General features: G+C 69.0%; 14 protein-coding genes and 2 riboswitches. Of the genes, 8 read left to right on the forward strand and 6 right to left on the reverse strand.

The genetic code is table 11. From position 1 onward, the window contains the following. Positions 1–255 precede the first annotated feature (255 nt). The 6 genes from ACTWLI_RS07110 (at position 256) to ACTWLI_RS07135 (ending at position 8,681) form a co-directional block, all read left to right on the forward strand. Positions 256–1,815, forward strand: coding sequence for a P-loop ATPase, Sll1717 family (locus ACTWLI_RS07110; protein ID WP_445155928.1), 1,560 nt, complete (start codon positions 256–258; stop codon positions 1,813–1,815). A gap of 649 nt (positions 1,816–2,464) precedes the next feature. Then, positions 2,465–2,605, forward strand: a riboswitch (TPP riboswitch). Between the two features lie 68 nt (positions 2,606–2,673). Beyond that, the gene (locus ACTWLI_RS07115; RefSeq protein ID WP_445155929.1) at positions 2,674–3,306 is read left to right on the forward strand and encodes an ECF transporter S component; all 633 of its coding nucleotides are present in this window, start codon (positions 2,674–2,676) and stop codon (positions 3,304–3,306) included. Between the two features lie 13 nt (positions 3,307–3,319). After that, on the forward strand, positions 3,320–4,909 hold the full coding sequence (locus ACTWLI_RS07120) for an ABC transporter ATP-binding protein (protein ID WP_445155930.1): 1,590 nt from the start codon (positions 3,320–3,322) through the stop codon (positions 4,907–4,909). Continuing rightward, on the forward strand, positions 4,906–5,709 hold the full coding sequence (locus ACTWLI_RS07125; protein ID WP_445155931.1) for an energy-coupling factor transporter transmembrane component T family protein: 804 nt from the start codon (positions 4,906–4,908) through the stop codon (positions 5,707–5,709). Before ACTWLI_RS07120 ends, ACTWLI_RS07125 begins: the two co-directional genes overlap by 4 nt. 143 nt (positions 5,710–5,852) lie before the next feature. Then, positions 5,853–7,376 carry a UDP-N-acetylglucosamine 1-carboxyvinyltransferase gene (locus ACTWLI_RS07130; protein ID WP_445155932.1) on the forward strand — a complete coding sequence of 508 codons (1,524 nt, stop codon included), beginning with the start codon at positions 5,853–5,855 and terminating at the stop codon, positions 7,374–7,376. A gap of 111 nt (positions 7,377–7,487) precedes the next feature. Next, positions 7,488–8,681, forward strand: coding sequence for a glutamate--cysteine ligase 2 (locus tag ACTWLI_RS07135; RefSeq protein WP_445155933.1), 1,194 nt, complete (start codon positions 7,488–7,490; stop codon positions 8,679–8,681). Between the two features lie 83 nt (positions 8,682–8,764). Here ACTWLI_RS07135 and ACTWLI_RS07140 read toward each other — a convergent pair whose 3' ends face one another. From ACTWLI_RS07140 to ACTWLI_RS07150, 3 genes are read right to left on the reverse strand one after another with little or no spacing between them, the layout of a single operon-like run. Then, positions 8,765–9,973, reverse strand: coding sequence for an O-succinylhomoserine sulfhydrylase (locus ACTWLI_RS07140; protein ID WP_445155934.1), 1,209 nt, complete (start codon positions 9,971–9,973; stop codon positions 8,765–8,767). Then, on the reverse strand, positions 9,970–10,380 hold the full coding sequence (locus ACTWLI_RS07145) for a rhodanese-like domain-containing protein (RefSeq protein ID WP_445155935.1): 411 nt from the start codon (positions 10,378–10,380) through the stop codon (positions 9,970–9,972). Before ACTWLI_RS07145 ends, ACTWLI_RS07140 begins: the two co-directional genes overlap by 4 nt. Then, entirely contained in the window at positions 10,377–10,679 is a 303-nt protein-coding gene (locus tag ACTWLI_RS07150) for a DUF1737 domain-containing protein (protein ID WP_445156142.1), read from the reverse strand. The genes ACTWLI_RS07145 and ACTWLI_RS07150 overlap by 4 nt, the downstream gene beginning before the upstream one ends. Positions 10,680–10,717: 38 nt before the next feature. Beyond that, positions 10,718–10,831: riboswitch (SAM riboswitch) on the reverse strand. A gap of 182 nt (positions 10,832–11,013) precedes the next feature. Between ACTWLI_RS07150 and ACTWLI_RS07155 the strand changes: the two genes are divergently transcribed. Beyond that, on the forward strand, positions 11,014–11,778 hold the full coding sequence (locus ACTWLI_RS07155; protein ID WP_445155936.1) for a hypothetical protein: 765 nt from the start codon (positions 11,014–11,016) through the stop codon (positions 11,776–11,778). A gap of 15 nt (positions 11,779–11,793) precedes the next feature. On the opposite strand, the gene ACTWLI_RS07160 is transcribed toward ACTWLI_RS07155, so the two are convergent. Beyond that, positions 11,794–12,741, reverse strand: a complete 948-nt coding sequence (locus ACTWLI_RS07160; protein ID WP_445155937.1) for an aminodeoxychorismate lyase — start codon at positions 12,739–12,741, stop codon at positions 11,794–11,796. A 93-nt stretch (positions 12,742–12,834) separates the two neighbouring features. Here ACTWLI_RS07160 and cls point away from each other — a divergent pair, with 93 nt between their 5' ends. After that, the gene (cls, locus tag ACTWLI_RS07165) at positions 12,835–14,310 is read left to right on the forward strand and encodes a cardiolipin synthase (protein WP_445155938.1); all 1,476 of its coding nucleotides are present in this window, start codon (positions 12,835–12,837) and stop codon (positions 14,308–14,310) included. A gap of 12 nt (positions 14,311–14,322) precedes the next feature. On the opposite strand, the gene pabB is transcribed toward cls, so the two are convergent. Together pabB and ACTWLI_RS07175 are read right to left on the reverse strand one after the other, a co-directional pair. Continuing rightward, positions 14,323–16,386 (reverse strand): aminodeoxychorismate synthase component I, encoded by a 2,064-nt coding sequence (gene pabB, locus ACTWLI_RS07170; protein ID WP_445155939.1) that lies wholly within the window; start codon positions 16,384–16,386, stop codon positions 14,323–14,325. Positions 16,387–16,389: 3 nt separating this feature from the next. Further along, complete coding sequence (locus ACTWLI_RS07175; RefSeq protein WP_445155940.1) at positions 16,390–16,914, reverse strand: low molecular weight protein-tyrosine-phosphatase; 525 nt, start codon at positions 16,912–16,914, stop codon at positions 16,390–16,392. Between the last annotated feature and the right edge of the window lie 67 nt (positions 16,915–16,981).

Consider the following 16,981-nt stretch of genomic DNA (forward strand, 5'->3'; position numbering starts at 1 on the left):
TTCAACCTCCGTCGGGAGAGCGCATGGTGTAGGCCGACTCTAGCAACCATGCCGCCCGGGCGCAGCGATTCGCGCGAGGTAGGGAAGCGGTGGGGGTGACCCTCTAGGCGTCAGGGCATGAGAGCGTCGGTAGAACGTCGCGCTGGTCATTTCGAGGTCGCGGGCAACCTGAGCAGCGGGTGGGCCGTTTCGGGTCCCTGGTGAGGACAAAGGCCGGGCTGACAAGTAGGATCAACGCGAACGAAAGGTCGATCATTGTCAATCGAGTCTTACCTGCAGAAGGCCGGCTTCGCCGGCGACCCTCTAGCCCACACGAATGCCGAGCAGGAGGAACGTCTCGGGGACTATTTCGTTCCACCGCCGTATTTCCAGAGCGTCCTAGGTGATCCCGCAACGCCGAAGTCCAATGTCGTCTTCGCTCCCCGTGGCGGAGGTAAGACTGCGCAGCGGCTGATGATTGAGCGGGAGGCAGTAGAGCCGGACGCCCGGTACCTGTGTCTCACCTACGACTCGTTCGCGTCGATCGTCGGCCGCGGTGGGGATCTCGCTGCCCACCAGGTGGAGCTATGCCGCATCGTTACGCTGGCGATCCTGTCCCATTTGGAGAACGACAGCGTCGACGCTTTCTTTCTGACCGATCATGACCGCCAGATTGTAAAGGTGGCTGCGCAACAGTTTGTCGGGGTGCTCGGGCTTGGGGAGTACAAGGACGCAGTAGATGCTGTGAAGACCCTCGGTGACAAAGCCGGAGAGTTTTGGAAAAAGTACGGTGGTCCCGTCGCCGCCGGCGTCGCCCTACTTATGAAGAAGGCGGGGCTGGACGATGTGAACATCTCGGTCAGTCTGGAGCAGCAAGCACAAGACTCCAAGGCCGCAAGTAGCTACTATTTCTTGTCGCAGCTGGTCGAGATCGCGAAGAAGCTCGGGTGGGACGCGGTCTACTTCTTGATCGACAAGGTGGATGAAACGCCGAGCACGACCAACAACGCGGAAGCGGCGGGCAAGCTGATTCTTGAACTGGTCACTGATCTGACCACGCTCGAAACCCCGGGCGCCGCATTCAAGTTCTTTTTGTGGGACCAGATGGAGGACTACCTGCGAACCAATGGCCTTCGAGGTGACCGCGTTGAAGTAGTTAATCTGGGCTGGACCGTGGACGAGCTTTCCGAGATGCTCAGCAGGCGACTAGCGGCTTTCTCAAATGGCAAGATCACCTCTTTCAACCAGCTCGTGGACAACGAAGCACCACTGGATGCTCACAAGGTGCTCGTGTACTTAAGTCACGGATCCCCCCGTGACATGATCCGAATGGCCCGATCGATAGTAAAAGAACACACGCGGATGCCGAACGAGGCTGCAGCGATATCCCCGTTCAATCTCGCAAGGGGAATCGTTGAATTTTCGAAAGAGAGCACTCTTGAGAAGTTCGGCCGCTTCCAAAGCGACTTTTCTCGAATCGCGAATTCAAGCTTTACTCTCACCGAGGCGGCGGGTGTTTTCAAAATAAGCACAACCGGAGTCACCAACAAGGTGAACGCATGGATTCCAACCGGGGCGGTGAAGCCGCTTGGCACACGTCCGAATCCAGGGGCTAAACCGTTGAACCTCTATGGCTTCGCGGATCTGAGAATTGTAATCGCATCCAGCTCCGACAGGATCGGCGACGTCCTGGCGACTCATGCCGTTGAATGTGCGAACTGCTTGAACATCATCTATGCCAACGAAGCGGAGTTGGACTGCCCTTACTGTGGTTCAAAGGTAGCCAGAGAAACGGCAAGAAGTCTTCTAGAGGTCTGCACGCTTAGTTCGTCATAGTTATGATGCCGCGATCTGGCCCTAAGGGCCGGACTTCATCTGGGCCCACTTCTCCATGGTCCCGGCGGGCCCCTTCTGGATTCGCTCGTGAGGCTCTGAACGTTGAGGTCTCGCCGCGCACGGACGGGTCCATGCCGATGTGTCTCATAACCTGCCTCGAATCTCTCGGCTTTCGAGACACATTCCGTGTGTGGCGTTTAGGGCACCTTCACCGGTCAAATTGCGGGCGGGTTATACGGGACCCTCTGAGCGTCGGCCCGGCAACGTCGCACGTCAGCACCGACGAGGCCCCTATGCCGATCGCCGGAGGCGGTAACGGAGAAGGACCAGGAAAATTGCAGTGACGATGGCTGCGGCGACTCCGCCCAGAAGATCTGACCAAAAAATGACAGGGAGTTTGGTTATCACGAACAGAAGTTGGGACAGTGCGCTCAAGCCGGCAATCCCAGCGCCCGCGACCAATAGCCTCGTCTTGCGATCCATGTGTTCCCCCAAGTTGTGGGCTGTTCGGCAGCCCGTTCGGAGTCAGCATAGCTAACGTCCATCTCACCCAAGCCGGGGATTGGAGCCCGTAAGCGGATCCGCAGGTCACCGGCCGCTCCGCGCGTGCCCTGCCGGGTGTAAACTGGGCCAGCCCACAACGGGCGATTTGATACGACAGGGGAGCGCCGCCGTCGGGCACCGGAAACAGTCCGGGGAACCGCGGGTGGGCGCTGAGAGTGCGGACAGCCGCAGACCCTCGAACCTGATCCGGTTAGTACCGGCGCAAGGGAGTCGAGTTCTCAGGGTGCCCGGCGCCCGTGGCGGAAGCCGCGGCGACGCCGGAAGCCCTCCCCTCCTGTACCTCAGGAGGATGGCATGACTGATATTTCTGCACAGCAGACACTCACCACCGGCAGGACCCACTGGCGTGTGGTCGATATTGTGGTGGCCGCGCTGATCGCCGTGGCCGGCGGCGTGATCTTCTGGGCCTGGTCCCAGGGCTCGAACCTGGTGTCCGTGCCGCTCAACGCGGTCTACCCCCCGCTGACCGGCCTGTACGCCGGCGGCTGGATGATCCCGGCGGCGCTGGGCATGCTCATCATCCGCAAACCCGGCGCGGCACTGTTCTGCGAGACCGTTGCCGCCACGGGCGAGCTGATCATGGGGTCGCAGTACGGCGCCTCGGTGCTCTTCTCCGGCTTCGTCCAGGGACTCGGAGCCGAGCTGGTGTTCGCGGCCTTCCTGTACAAGCGGTTCAACCTGCCGGTGTCGCTGCTGGCCGGCGCCGGCGCCGGGCTGTTCTGCGCCCTGAACGACTCCTTCCTGCCGTGGGGCTGGAACATCGCCTACGAGACCGGGGACAAGCTGGCCTACATCATCTTCTGCGCCATCTCCGGCGCCGTGATCGCCGGCGGCCTGTCCTGGCTGGCCACCCGCGGCCTGGCCAAGACCGGGGTGCTGGCCTCCTTCGCGTCGCGCAAAGCGGCGTCGGAACCGGTATTCTCCTAACCCCCGCGCACGGATGACAACACCTGAGGTCTGGCCCGCGGCGGTCAGTGCCCGCGGCTGGGGCTGGCGGCACGCCGGCCGGTCCCGGCCCGCGGTGAGCGGCCTGGACCTGGAGATCAGCCCCGGCGAGCGGGTCCTGCTGCTGGGCCTCTCCGGCGCGGGCAAATCCACCCTGCTGCACGCCCTGGCCGGCGTGCTCGGGGACAGCGGTGCTCCGGGGGTGGGGGACGCCGCCGACGCCGATGAGACCGGCGCGCTGCTGATCGACGGCGCCGCGCCCCGGGCGCAGCGCGGCCGGGCAGGCCTGATGCAACAGGACCCGGAAACCCAGGTGGTGCTCTCCCGGCTGGGCGACGACGTCGCGTTCGGCGCCGAAAACCTCGCGGTCCCCCCGGCGGAGATCTGGCGCCGGGTCGCGGAGGCGCTGGACGACGTCGGCCTGGCGGGCCTGCCGCTGGAACACCCGACGTCGGCGCTCTCCGGCGGGCAGAAGCAGCGGCTGGCGCTCGCCGGGATCCTGGCGATGCGGCCCGGGCTGCTGCTGCTGGACGAGCCCACCGCCAACCTTGACCCGGCCGGGGTCCTGGAGGTGCGCGACGCCGTCGGGCGCTGCCTGGACAAGACCGGGGCGACGCTGGTGGTGGTCGAGCACCGGGTGGCCGTCTGGAAGGACTTGGTCGACCGCATCGTGGTGCTGCAGCCCGGGTCCGCCACCGAGTCCGCGGTGCTGCTGGACGGTCCGCCGGACCGGGTCCTGGAGCAGGCGCGGGACATGCTCATCGCGGCCGGCGTCTGGGTGCCCGGCCACGTCCCGGCGACGCGGGCACGTGCCGCCGGGGGCGCCCCGGGGGCTGCCACGGCCGGCGGGCTGCTGCTCGCCGCGGAAAAACTCGCCGTCTCCCGCGAACGCCCCCGCCGGGCCGGCCTGCTCAAGGGGTTCGGCAAGGTCCCGCCGGTCCCGGTGCAGGCCGGGATTACCGCCCAGGTCCGGGCTGGCGAGGCGCTGACAATTACCGGGCCCAACGGTTCCGGCAAGTCGACGTTTGCCCTGACCCTGGCGGGCCTGCTGCCCCCGGCCGCCGGAACCGTGTCCGCCACGACCGACCTGAGCAAGGGCGCGGGCATCGACCCGCACACCTGGAAGGCCCAGCAGCTGATCGCCCGGATCGGCACGGTCTTCCAGGAACCGGAACACCAGTTCGTCACCGGGCGGGTGCTGGATGAACTGATGTTCGGCCCCCGCCAGCTCGGCCGCGGCGAGGAGCGCGTGGACGAACTGCTGGAGCGGCTGCGGCTGCGCGAACTGGTGGACGCAAACCCCTACACCCTCTCCGGCGGCGAAAAACGCCGGCTCTCCGTTGCCACCGTACTGGCCGCGCATCCGCAGGTGCTGGTCCTGGACGAGCCGACCTTCGGCCAGGACGCCAACACCTGGGCGGAGCTCGCCTCGTTCCTCTCGGAACTGCTCGACGCCGGGACCGCCGTCGTTTCGGTGACCCACGACGCGGAATTCAGCCAGGTCCTGGGCGGCCACGAGCTGCGGCTGGGCGCCCCGCAGCCGGAGCTGCCGGGCCGGACGAGTCCGGGGGTGGCGGCGCCATGAGGCAGGCCCTGACCCTGGGCGGAAACCGGGCGTTGCTCACCCGCGCCAATCCGCTCGCCAAGTTCACCGGCGTCGTGCTGATCACCATCGCGCTGGCGCTGTCCATCGACTGGGTGTCCGCCTCCGTGGCGCTGGCCTTCGAACTGCTGCTGTTCCCGCTCGCCGGCCTGACCCTCGCCCTGCTCTGGCAGCGCGGCTGGCCGCTGATCCTCGCCGCGGCCGTCGGCGGCTGGAGCACCGCGATCCTGGCCCCGGACCGCGGAGGGATCCTGCTCGACGCCGGCATCTGGTCCATCAGCGAGGGCTCGTTGCAGCTCGGGCTGGGGTTCCTGCTGCGCGGCCTGGCGATCGCGCTGCCCGCCGTGCTCCTGATGAGCTGCACCGACCCGACCGACCTGGCCGATGCCCTCGCCCAGCAGGCGAAACTGCCGCACCGTTTCGTCCTCGGCACCCTCGCGGCCATGCGCCTGGTGGGGCTGATGGCCGAGGAATGGCAGACCATCGGCATGGCGCGGCGGGCCCGTGGCGTCGGCTCGCACGGCAACCCGGTGCAGCGGCTGAAGGCCACCCTGGGACAAAGCTTCGGGCTCCTGGTCCAGGCCGTCCGCCGGGCCTCCCGGCTGGCCGTGACCATGGAGGCGCGCGGCTTCGGCGGTGCGCGGCGCACCTGGGCGCGGCAGGCCACGTTCAGCCGGCTCGATGCCTGGGTGCTCCTGGGCGGGGTCCTCATCCCGGCCGCCGCCGTGGCCGCCGCGCTCGGCGCCGGAACGTGGAATATGGTGTTCCTCGGCCAGCAGTAACCGCCGGTCCGCGGGACCGCTCCGGCCGCCGGCCGGCTGTCGGTGCGCACAAAATATCGCACCAGACGGATATTCTGTGAGCTTGACTGCATCTTGACGGCTTCTGCCGGGCCACGTAGCTCATCCGTGATATTGATGGAGGTATGACTCAACAGACTGCTGAATACGTTGGCGCCGTCCTGCGGGACGCCCGCGGCGAAAAGGGCTGGACCCAGGGCCGGCTCGCCGCGGAACTGGGCACCAGCCAAAGCGCCATCGCCCGGATGGAACAGGGCAAGCAGAACCTGAGCCTGAAAATGATCCAGCGGCTCGAAACCATCTTCGGCCGGGCCATCGTCAAAGTTGGCCGTCCGCAGATGACGCACCTGCGCGTAGAGGGCGGACGCACCCTCTCCGGTGCGGTGGACGTGAACAGCAGCAAGAACGCCGGCGTCGCCCTGCTCTGCGCCAGCCTGATCAACCGCGGCACCACGGTGCTGCGCCGGCTGGCCCGGATCGAAGAGGTCAACCGGATCGTCGAGGTGCTGACCAGCATCGGCGTCGAATGCACCTGGCTGAACGCCAACGACCTGCAGATCCGCCGCCCGGCCGTGCTGGACCTCGACTCGATGGACGTCGAGGCCGCCCGCCGCACCCGCAGCGTGATCATGCTGCTGGGCCCGCTGCTCGATGAGTCCGCCGAATACCGCCTGCCCTACGCGGGCGGCTGCGACCTCGGCACCCGGACCGTCGAACCGCACATGCAGGCGCTGCGCCAGTTCGGGCTCAGCGTGGAGGCAAAGTCCGGCTTCTACAGCGTGCAGGCCCCGCCCGCGGACGGCCACGACCGGTCCTTCGTGCTGAGCGAACGCGGGGACACGGTGACCGAAAACGCGATCATGGCTGCCGCCCACCGCCGCGGCACCACCATCATCCGCAACGCCAGCCCCAACTACATGGTCCAGGACCTGTGCTTCTACCTCCAGATGCTAGGCGTGGACATCGAGGGGGTCGGCACCACGACGCTGAAAATCGTCGGGCGCCCGTCGGTCGACGTCGAGATCGAGTACTTCCCGTCCGAGGACCCGATCGAGGCGATGAGCCTGATCACCGCCGGGATCGTCACCAACTCCGAGGTGACCATCCGCCGGGTCCCGATCGAGTTCATGGAGATCGAACTGGCGACGCTGGAACAGATGGGCCAGCGGCTGGAGGTCTCCGCGGAGTACGTGGCCCGCAACGGCCGCACCCGGCTGGTGGACGTCACCACCCGGCCCTCGGAGCTGCGGGCGCCGGAGGACAAGATCCACCCCATGCCGTTCCCCGGCCTGAACATCGACAACCTGCCGTTCTTCGCGGTCATCGCCGCCAACGCCCAGGGCCAGACGATGATCCATGACTGGGTCTACGAGAACCGGGCGATCTACCTGACGGAACTGAACAAGCTCGGCGCCCAGGTGCAGCTGCTCGATCCGCACCGGATCTACGTCAACGGACCCACCCGGTGGCGCGCCGCCGAGGTCGGCTGCCCGCCGGCCCTGCGCCCGGCGGCCTGCCTGCTGCTGGCCATGCTGGCCGCGCGCGGCGTCTCCGAGCTGCGCAACATCTACGTGATCGAGCGCGGCTACGAGGACCTGGCCGAGCGGCTGAACACCATCGGCGCGAAGATCGAGTACTTCCAAGACTGAACAGCCTGAACGGCCGGGTCAGGCTGGACGGCCTGGCCAGGCTGGACGGTTTGACCAGGCTGGACCGCCGCAGCCGGCGCGTCCGGGCGGGTGCTGGCGCACAATGGTTCCATGCGCACCTTTGGTGTCGAGGAGGAACTGCTGATCGTGGACCCCGCCAGCGGGGTGCCGCTGGCCCTGGCCGACGCCCTGCTGCGGGGGCTGACGCCCGGCGCGGCAGCCGCGCACGCCGCGGACCACGACGACTCCGGCTTCAGCTTTGAGCTCAAGCTGGAGCAGATCGAAACCCAGACCCGGCCCTGCCTGGACCACGCGGACCTGCTGGGGCAGGTCCGGCAGTCCCGGGCCTTCGCGGACCATGCCGCCCGCATCCACGGCGCCCGGGTCGCGGCCCTGGCCACGTCGCCGCTGGCCTCGCCCACGCACACCACGCCCAACCCGCGGTACGCCACCATGCAGAGACGCTTCGGCCTGACCGTGCAGGAACAGCTGACCTGCGGCTTCCACGTCCACACCTTCATCGAGTCCCCGGAGGAGGGCGTCGCCGTCCTGGACCGGATCAGGGACAAACTGGCGGTGCTGATCGCGCTCAGCGCCAATTCGCCGTTCTGGAACGGTTCGGAGACGGGGTTTGAAAGCTACCGGACCCAGGCGTGGAACCGGTGGCCCGCCGCCGGCCCCGCCATGATCTTCGGCAGCCTTCCGGTGTACCGGCGCGTGGTGGCGCGGCTGCTGGAGACCGGGGTGCTCTTCGACGAAGGCATGGTGTACTTCGACGCGCGGCTCGCCCGCCATCACCCGACGGTGGAGGTCCGGGTCGCGGACGTTTGCCTGCGCGCCGAAGACGCGGCGCTGATCGCGGTGCTGGTGCGTGCGCTGGTGGAATCCGCCAGCCGGGAGTGGCGCGACGGCGTCGACCCCGCCCCGGTGCCGACCGTGCTGCTGAAGATGGCCGCCTGGCAGGCCAGCAACTGCGGGCTGCAGAGCGAGCTGTTGGACTTCGGGACCTTCCGGCCCGCCCCGGCCGGGGAGGTGGTGCACGCCCTGGTCGATTTCGTGGCCCCGGTCCTGGCGGAGCAGGGAGAGCTCGAGCTGGTGCGGCATGGCGTCGAACGGATCCTCGCCGACGGCACCGGCGCGCAGCTGCAGCGGCAGGCGCTCAACGCCCCGGGCCTCGACACACCATTCGACGACGCCGCGGCGGCCGCCGTCGTCGCCCACGCGGTGCGGGTGACCTCGCGCGGGGCGGAGCCTGCGCCGGCCGCCGGACTGGAACCGGTACTGGTGCCGGTCCGGCGCGGCTAGACCTGCATCGCCGAAATGACAGTTCGCGGCGGTGTTTTCCGCTCACACTGCTGTTAACTGTCACTTCGCGGCCTGACGGAAAGCTAGACCTGCCGGAGCGCCTGCCCCAGGTCGCGGATCAGGTCATCCACGTCCTCCAGCCCCACCGAGAGCCGCACGACGCCGTCGCTCAGCCCGATCGCGGCGCGCCCGTCCGGCCCCATGGCGCGGTGCGTCGTGGTGGCGGGGTGGGTGATCAGGGACTTCGAATCGCCGAGGTTGTTGGAGATATCGATGATCTGCAGTGCATCCAGCAGCGCGAAGGCAGCCTCCTTGGCGGTGCGCCCGGCCGAGGGGGCCAGTTCCAGGGTCAGCACCGTGCCGCCGGCCTTCATCTGCCGGGCGGCCAGCTCGTGCTGCGGGTGGGAGGGCAGGAGCGGGTACCGGACCCAGTTGACGGCCGGCTGGTTCTGGAGCCACTCGGCCAGCCGCAGCGCCGTGGCGCAGGAGTGGTTCACCCGCAGGGCCATCGTTTCCAGGCCTTTGCTCAGCACCCACGCGTTGAAGGCGGACAGCGCGGGGCCGGTGTGGCGCATGAGCTGCTTGACCGGTCCCTCAATGAACTCGCGGGTGCCCAGGATCGCGCCGCCGAGCACCCGGCCCTGGCCGTCAATATGCTTCGTGCCGGAGTAGACGACCACGTCCGCGCCGAGCTCCCCGCAGCGCTGCAGCAGCGGGGTGGCGAAGACGTTGTCGACGACGACCGTGGCGCCGGCGGCGTGGGCCAGCGCGCTCACCGCGGCGATGTCCACAATTTCCTGCATCGGGTTCGACGGCGACTCGAAGAACACCGCCGTGGCAGGCTCGGACAGCGCGGACCGCCACTGCTCAAGGTCCGGCCCGTCCACGAAGACCGTTTCCACGCCCCAGCGCGGCAGGATCTCATTGAGGATCACGAAGCAGGACCCGAACAGCGACCGGGCCGCGACCACGCGGTCGCCGGCGCCCAGCAGCGCGCCGAGCGCGGTGAACACCGCGGACATGCCCGACGCCGTCGCGAAGCAGGCCTCGGTGCCCTCGAGCAGGCGGAGCCGTTCCTGGAACGTGGCCACCGAGGGGTTGCCGTAGCGGGAGTAGACGAAGCGCTCGTCCTCGCCGGTGAAGGCGCGCTCGGCCGCGGCGGCGGACTCGTAGATGAAGCCCGAGTTCAGGAAGATCGGCTCGGTGGTTTCGTGAAACGCGGTGCGGTCCAGGCCGCCGCGAACGGCCTGGGTGTCCGGGCTCCAGTCCTGGGCGTCAGGGTTGAAGCTCACGTGGTGCTGTCCTGGTCGGTGGGGAGGCCGCGGTTCTTCCAGCCGTTGACATTCCTGGCTCCGGACGGGCCGGGCTCGCCCTCGAAGCCTTCCAGGACGTTGTAGGCCGTGAACCCAGCCGCGGCCGCGGCCGCCGCCGCGGCTGCCGAGCGGGCACCGGAGCGGCACAGGAAGAGGAGCTCGGTGCCGCCCCCGGGGACAGCTGCCTCGAGCTGGTCAAGGAACCGCGGGTTGGGGAGGCCGCCGGCCAGGTTCCACTCGATGAAGAGCGGGTCCGGTCCGGCCCCGGCGGTGACCGGGACACCGATCTGCCGCCATTCGGCCTCGGTCCGGACGTCCACCAGGACGGCCCCGGCCCCTAGCCTGGCCCAGGCCTGCTGCGGGCTCAGGTCCCCGGCGCAGCTCACGCGTGGCCCTCGCCGTCGAACTCCTCGGACCCGCCGTCGAGCTCATCCACCGCACTGGCGACGGCGGCGTCGGCGCTGGCTATGGCCGCCGGCAGCACCACGGCCTGCGCAACGATCACGGTCTGGCCGTTGAACGTTGCCGACGGGCTGCCGTGCAGGACGTAGCCCTCGGCCAGGGCCGCCGAGACGCGCTCGCAGAAACCGCGGTCATCCGGGCCGGTAAACAGCCGGTAGGCCAGCTTTTCTTCCGTGCGCGGACCGGCGCCGGCAGGGGAGGGAGCGGGGGCTGTGGCAGGCACAGCGGGGACGGACGCGTCGGACACGACGGATCTCCTTACTTTCACGCTTGCAGCTCGAGTGGTCGATTTGCCGAGTATTCACCTGAGGCACCCCGCCGCGAAAGGAGGGTTGCCGACCGGCCAGTCAGGGCTTGGCGCCGGATCTCATTACTCCCCAAAAACGTAGCACTCCCGGCACCGGCCGGGCCGCCGACGCCGTCATGTTCAGTCACGCGGCCGCCGGAGTGGCACCTATCCCGGAGCCGTGCCTTGTCGTAGTCTCACCACTGACGCGCCGGCGGGGGAAAAGCGCTCGCCGTCCACCGCACGCTCACACCAAGAATTGGGGACCCACATGTACCTGCGACGCCTCGCACCGGCCGCGCTGCTGATTTCAACCGCCCTGGGGCTCGCCGGTTGCGGCGGTTCCGCTGCCCCGACGACGGCCGGGTCGACGCCCGCGGGCTCCCCGGGCGCCCCGTCCGCAAGCCAGTCGCCGAGCCCGACGCCCACGCCCACCGCGGCCGCCAAGGTGTTCACGCAGACCGAGTTGGCGGCCATTGTCGCCGGTCTCAAGGATGCCCAGGGCAAGCGCCTGACGGCCATCCCGGCCGCGCAACTGGAGGAGGGCATCGCCGCCTCGAAGGAGGTGATGTCCGGCGTCGTCATCACGCCGAAAGCGTGCGCTGCCGTTGCGGACAGCAACGCCCAGATCCCGCCGGGCAGTGTCTTCGCCGGCGGCACCTCCGAGTCGACCACTGTCCGGGCTGTCACGGCGGTGACCCTGGTGGCGTTCAAGGACCCGGAGGTGCTGGCAAAGAACGTTGAAAGCTCGGTCGCCAACACCAAAAAGTGCGAGAACTTCACCGTGGAGATGCAGGGCCACAAGTTTGAGAGCACCACCGAAATCCTGGCGGTGCCGACCAACGCAGACGCTTCCTTCGCTTCGCTGTCCACCCAGACCATGCCGGACGGGGAAAAGCTGGTCACGGTGGTGGTGATGGGAGCCAGCGGAGGGCTCTCCGCCACCGCGGTCGCTACCGGCCCGGATGTCACCAAGGGCTCGGCCCCGGATATGGCGCGGATGGTCGACGACGCCCTCGCCCGGGCCGGTACCTAGGGCTAAGCCGCGGTCCTACTCGATCGTGGCGAACAGGTCGTTGAGCTCGGCCGTGAGCTGGCGCCTCAGCTCCGGGGTGCCGATCTCTTTGCCGTCGATGTGGTTGACCGGGGCGAGGAGCCGGATGCTCGAGATCAGCCAGACGGCGTCGGCGTCGTAGAGGTCGTCCGGGACCAGCGGACCGTAGCCCAGCTCCCAACCGGCGGCCTTGGCCGCGGTGAACAGGGCGCCCTGCGAAGTGCCGGGGAGGATGCCGCTGTCCAGCTGCGGGGTGATCAGGCGGCGCACGGTGCGGGTGCCGCCAGCGCCGTCGTCGACGGTCTCCAGGTGCGCCAGCAGCACGGTCGACGTCGGTCCCTCCAGGACCCGCCCGTCGGCGGAGGTGAAGATCACGTCGTCCGCGCCCTGGTGGTGGGCATAGCGCAGCGCGGCCATGTTGACCGCGTAGGAGAGCGTCTTGGCGCCCAGCAGCAGCCAGGGTGCGCGCTCGCCGACTTCGCTGTCATAGCCGCGGTCCAGCAGCAGCACGTCGATCCCGGTCTCGCGCTGCCGGCGGCCGGCCTCCGGCGGCACCGAGGCCTGCACCCAGCAGGTCGGCGCCGACGCGCCCTCCACGCCGCGGGTGGCCAGCAGCTTGACCACCACCTCGTCGTCCCCGGCCGCATCCGCGCCGCGGAACTCGGTGATGGCTGTCTCGATGGCCCGGCGCCAGGTGTCCCCGTCCGGGATGTCCAGCTCCAGGGTGCGGGCGGAGCCGGCGAGGCGGGCCAGGTGGGCCGGCAGCTTGCGGGGCCGGCCGCCCACGGCCAGCAGCGACTCGAACACCCCATCGCCGCGGGTCGCGCCCTGGTCCGTGGCCATCAGTTGCGGCCGTGACGCGTCGGCGATGCGGCCGTTCGCAAAGGCGGGATCGAGGAACACCAGCACCGTCGCGCGGGCCGGAACAGAGGCGGGGGTAGTCATGCCTTCAGCTTAGTGCCGTGCCGCCGGGATAGGATTTGCGGGATTGCCCGTTCCGGAACTGTTCCGCGGGTCTGGAGCTTGAGGGGTTCGCCTGTGCTGTGGCCATTTCCGCTAGTGGGAACACTTCCGTCCTGGGTGGTCCTCATCCTGACCCTCATCGACCTGGTGATCCGTGTGGTCGCGCTCGGCATCATTCCCGGCAACCGGCGGCCCACCACCGCCATGGCCTGGCTGCTGGGCATCTTCTTCGTCCCGGCGCTGGGGCTCGTGCTGTTCCTGCTGTTCGGCAATTTCCGGCTCTCCCGCCGCCGCCGCGCCCAGCAGGAGGCCGTCAACACCCGGATCCGGGCCGGGACCTCCGAGCTGGCCGCCGTCGAGAGCCGCTACGCCGGCCCCGAATGGGTGGCGTCCGCGGCGGAGCTGAACAAGACCCTGGGGTCGCTGCCGATGGTGGACGGCAACAGCGTTGAACTGCTGCCGGGCTACCCGGACTCCATCAAGGCGATGGCCGCCGCCGTCCGGGAGGCCAAGTCCTTCGTCAACGCCGAGTTCTACATCATGAGCTCGGACCACGTCACGGACGAGCTCCTGACGGCGCTGGAGGAAGCCGCCGAACGCGGCGTCGAAGTCCGGCTCCTGTTCGACCACCTCGGCACCCTGCGGATCAAGGGGTACAGCAAGCTGAAGGCGCGGCTCAACGCCAGTAAGATCCGCTGGCGCCCGATGCTGCCGCTGCGTCCCGTGCACGGCCAGTGGCGCCGGCCGGATCTGCGCAACCACCGCAAGATCATGGTGATCGACGGCGACGTGGCGTTCACCGGGTCGCAGAACCTGATCGAACCGTCCTACAACAACCCGCGCCACCGCAAGGTCGGACGCGAATGGGTCGAGCTCATGGCCTGCATGCGCGGCCAGATCGTGACCACCCTCAACGTCGTGTTCGCCACCGACTGGCTCAGTGAGACCGACGAGTCCCTGGAGCACCAGCTCGGGCACCGGCCGGAAGCCGTGCCCGGCCATGTCACGGCGCAGGTGGTGCCCAGCGGGCCGGGCTTCATCACCGAGAACAACCTGCGGCTGTTCAACACCCTGATCTACTCGGCCCAGCACAAGCTCTCCATCTGCAGCCCCTACTTCGTGCCGGATGACTCGCTGCTCTACGCGGTGACGACGGCGGCGCAGCGCGGCGTCGACGTCGAACTGTTCGTCTCCGAAAAGGGCGACCAGTTCCTGGTCCACCACGCGCAGCAGTCCTACTACCAGGCGCTGCTGGAGGCAGGGGTCAGGATCCACCTCTACAAGGCGCCGTTCGTGCTGCACGCCAAGCACTTCACCGTCGACAACGAGGTGGCCGTGCTGGGGTCGAGCAACATGGACATGCGGTCGTTCTCGCTGAACCTTGAGGTCTCGGTGATGCTGCTGGGGGAGGACATCGTGCAGCGGATCCGCGCCGTCGAGGACACGTACCGCGGAATTTCACGCGAACTGAAGCTGGAGGACTGGCTGCAGCGGCCGCAGCTGGTCAAGTACGTCGACAACGTCGCCCGGCTGACCGCGACCCTGCAGTAGTTCCGCGTCCGGTCAGCCGGCCGGGAACTCCGCTCCGAGCGCGGAGAGGACCCCGAAGGCCTTCGTCCGGATTTCTTCATACTCCTCCTGGGGTGAGGAATCAGCCGTGATGGCCCCGCCGACGCCGAGACCCAGCTCGGCGCCGTGCTCCGTCGATGCCACCACGAGGGTGCGGATTGCCACCGCCAGGTCGGTGGCTCCGCTGAGCGAAAAGTAGCCGATCGCGCCCGAATAGACGCCCCGCGGCGCGGCCTCGAGCCGGTCCAGGATGGCCATGGTGCTGACCTTGGGCGCCCCGGTCATGGACCCGGCCGGGAAGCACGCGGCCACGGCTTCGGCCCGCGGCGTGCCGGGACGCAGCCGCGCGTCGATCGTGCTGACCATCTGGTGCACCGTGGCGTAGCTCTCGATGGCGCAAAGCCGGCTGACCGTGACGGACCCGGGCACGGCGAAGTGGCTCAGGTCGTTGCGCAGCAGGTCCACGATCATGATGTTCTCGGCCCGGTCCTTGGTTGAGGATTCCAGGTCGGCGAGCAGCAGCGCGTCCTGGCCGGGATCGGCGGCGCGGCGGCGGGTGCCCTTGATCGGCTCGGCCCGCATCCCGCCGTCGGCGTCGATGCGCAGGAAGCGCTCCGGCGAGGTGCTGGCCACGGTTAGGGCCGGGAAGCGCAGGTAGCTGGCGAATGGCGCCGGGTTGCGCCGGCGCAGCGCCAGATAGGTGGGCCAGGGATCGAGGTCCGCGGCGGTGGCGGCCAGCGACGTCGTGAGGCACACTTCGTAGCTGTTGCCCTCGGCGATCTCGTGCTGCGCGGCCGCGATCTTGGCCTTGTACGCAGCCTCCGTGTCCCTGGCGCCGAAGCGCAGGGCGGCGGCGCCACCGGACGGGGCGAGGACAGACTCTCCCGGCAGGGCCGCGCGGACGACGGCGGCGCGGGCCGCCGCCAGCCAGTCCGCCGCGTCGGGGCCGGCGAGGGCGAGCAGCCACACCGTTCCCTCCCGGTGGTCCAGCACCACGGCGCGGCCGGCGAAGATCAGGCAGGCGTCGTCGGTCGCGGCGGCGACGTCGCTTCCCCCGGTTTCACGCTTGAGTTCGTACCCGAGGTAGCCGAGCCAGCCGAGGACGAACTCGCACGGGTAACCCTCCGGGGCGTCCAGGGCCCGGCTGCCCCAGGCGCCGTCCAGCCAGCGGAAGAACCCGCCTTCCACCCGCACGGCGGCGTGGCCGAGGTCCACCCAGCTCTGCCTGGAGCGGTGCCGGACCGCCTCGCCGAAACTGCCGCCGTCGTCCGCCAGGATGCTGAAACGGCTCCGCTCGGCGGCCTCCGCGCCCCGGGGCCGCGGAGCGGGCGCGCCGCCGAAGGGTCCGGCCTCGGCCAGGGAGGAGTCCAGCCAGACGGCGTGCTTGGAGCCGCCGTAGAGCTCCTCGAAGAGCCGGGCGGCGTCGGGGACCGCCTCAAGCCGCTCGGCGCGCAGCTCCAGCCCGCGGCGGCCCGACAGCTCGGGCGCAAGTGCCGGGGCCAGGGCCGGAACATACTGCAGGGCGCGCAGCACCTGCTCCGGGGCGCTGCCGTCGGCCAGGCTCTGAACCCGCACGTCGGCCCGGGAGGGAACGTCATCGGCGGCCAGCCACGCGTCTTCCTGCCGGGCCCACTGCTCCCAGTAGGGCCGGTAGCTGTCCCCGTCACGGGCGAGGGCCCGGGCCCGGCGGTCCGGGCCGGAGGCGTCGGCCCAGACCACCGCGTCCAGATACGGCGCCGCGGCCGCGGCCCCGGCGCCGACGCCCTCCAGCAGGACGATTTCGGCCGGCTCGGTCCGGCGCGCCGTGCCGTCGCCGTGCCGTTCCCAGTCCCAGCTGACCCACCGGGCGGCTTCGCCGCGGCGCAGCGGGGCGGCGACTGTGGTGGCGTAGCGTTCGATGCCGGCGGCGAGTCCGTCCCAGCCGGGGTAGATGTCCTCGAGATGGAAGAGCGAGACCTTATGGTGTTCCCGGAGCCGGGCCGCGAGCTCGATTGCCAGGGTGGTCTTGCCGGCCCCGGAGCGTCCGTCGATGGCGATGATGACGGGTGCTGGGCTCATGAACTAGAGCGTACCCGCCGCCTGGGGCAGGACGCTGCGGACGTGCGCCAGAATGCCCGGGACTGCGGCGTGGATCAGGTCCCAGGTCGACTCGAAATCGGCGTGGCCGCCGTACCACGGGTCCTCGATCCCCTGGTCCAGCGGGTCCCTGCCGGCGACGGCGGGGTCGAAGCTGCGCAGCATCCGGATGTTGCCCAGCGCGGCCTCGTCCGGTGCCGCCTGGCGGAGCCAGCCGTAGTGGTCGACGTCGAGCGCCAGGATCAGCTCCCGCGTACGGAACCACTCGTGGCGCCATTCGCGGGCCACATGCGATGCGGAGGAGATGTTGTGGGCGGCGAGGATGCGGGCGGCCCGGGGGTCGATAGGGCGTCCGGCCTCATAGTCGGTGATCCCTGCGGAATCCACCGTGACGCCGGGCAACCGGGCCGCGGCAACGGCCTCCGCGAGCATCAATTCGGCCATCGGCGACCGGCAGATATTTCCGGTGCAGACCGCGATGATCCGGTATTGGCTCGACGATGAGTTCATGCCTAAGTCTGGCCGATCCAGACCCCTCTTGGCTACTCGCATGCCGGGATATGTGACAAATATGTCA

The organism is Arthrobacter sp. Hor0625 (assembly GCF_052567525.1).

Bases quoted from the DNA above. Each gene is read 5' to 3' on its own strand.
- ACTWLI_RS07125 (WP_445155931.1), top strand. From the start codon at position 4,906: ATGAGGCAGGCCCTGACCCTGGGCGGAAACCGGGCGTTGCTCACCCGC.
- pabB (WP_445155939.1), bottom strand. From the start codon at position 16,386: ATGAGCCCAGCACCCGTCATCATCGCCATCGACGGACGCTCCGGGGCC.
- ACTWLI_RS07175 (WP_445155940.1), bottom strand. From the start codon at position 16,914: ATGAACTCATCGTCGAGCCAATACCGGATCATCGCGGTCTGCACCGGA.
- ACTWLI_RS07155 (WP_445155936.1), top strand. From the start codon at position 11,014: ATGTACCTGCGACGCCTCGCACCGGCCGCGCTGCTGATTTCAACCGCC.
- ACTWLI_RS07160 (WP_445155937.1), bottom strand. From the start codon at position 12,741: ATGACTACCCCCGCCTCTGTTCCGGCCCGCGCGACGGTGCTGGTGTTC.
- ACTWLI_RS07120 (WP_445155930.1), top strand. From the start codon at position 3,320: ATGACAACACCTGAGGTCTGGCCCGCGGCGGTCAGTGCCCGCGGCTGG.
- ACTWLI_RS07135 (WP_445155933.1), top strand. From the start codon at position 7,488: ATGCGCACCTTTGGTGTCGAGGAGGAACTGCTGATCGTGGACCCCGCC.
- ACTWLI_RS07115 (WP_445155929.1), top strand. From the start codon at position 2,674: ATGACTGATATTTCTGCACAGCAGACACTCACCACCGGCAGGACCCAC.
- ACTWLI_RS07130 (WP_445155932.1), top strand. From the start codon at position 5,853: ATGACTCAACAGACTGCTGAATACGTTGGCGCCGTCCTGCGGGACGCC.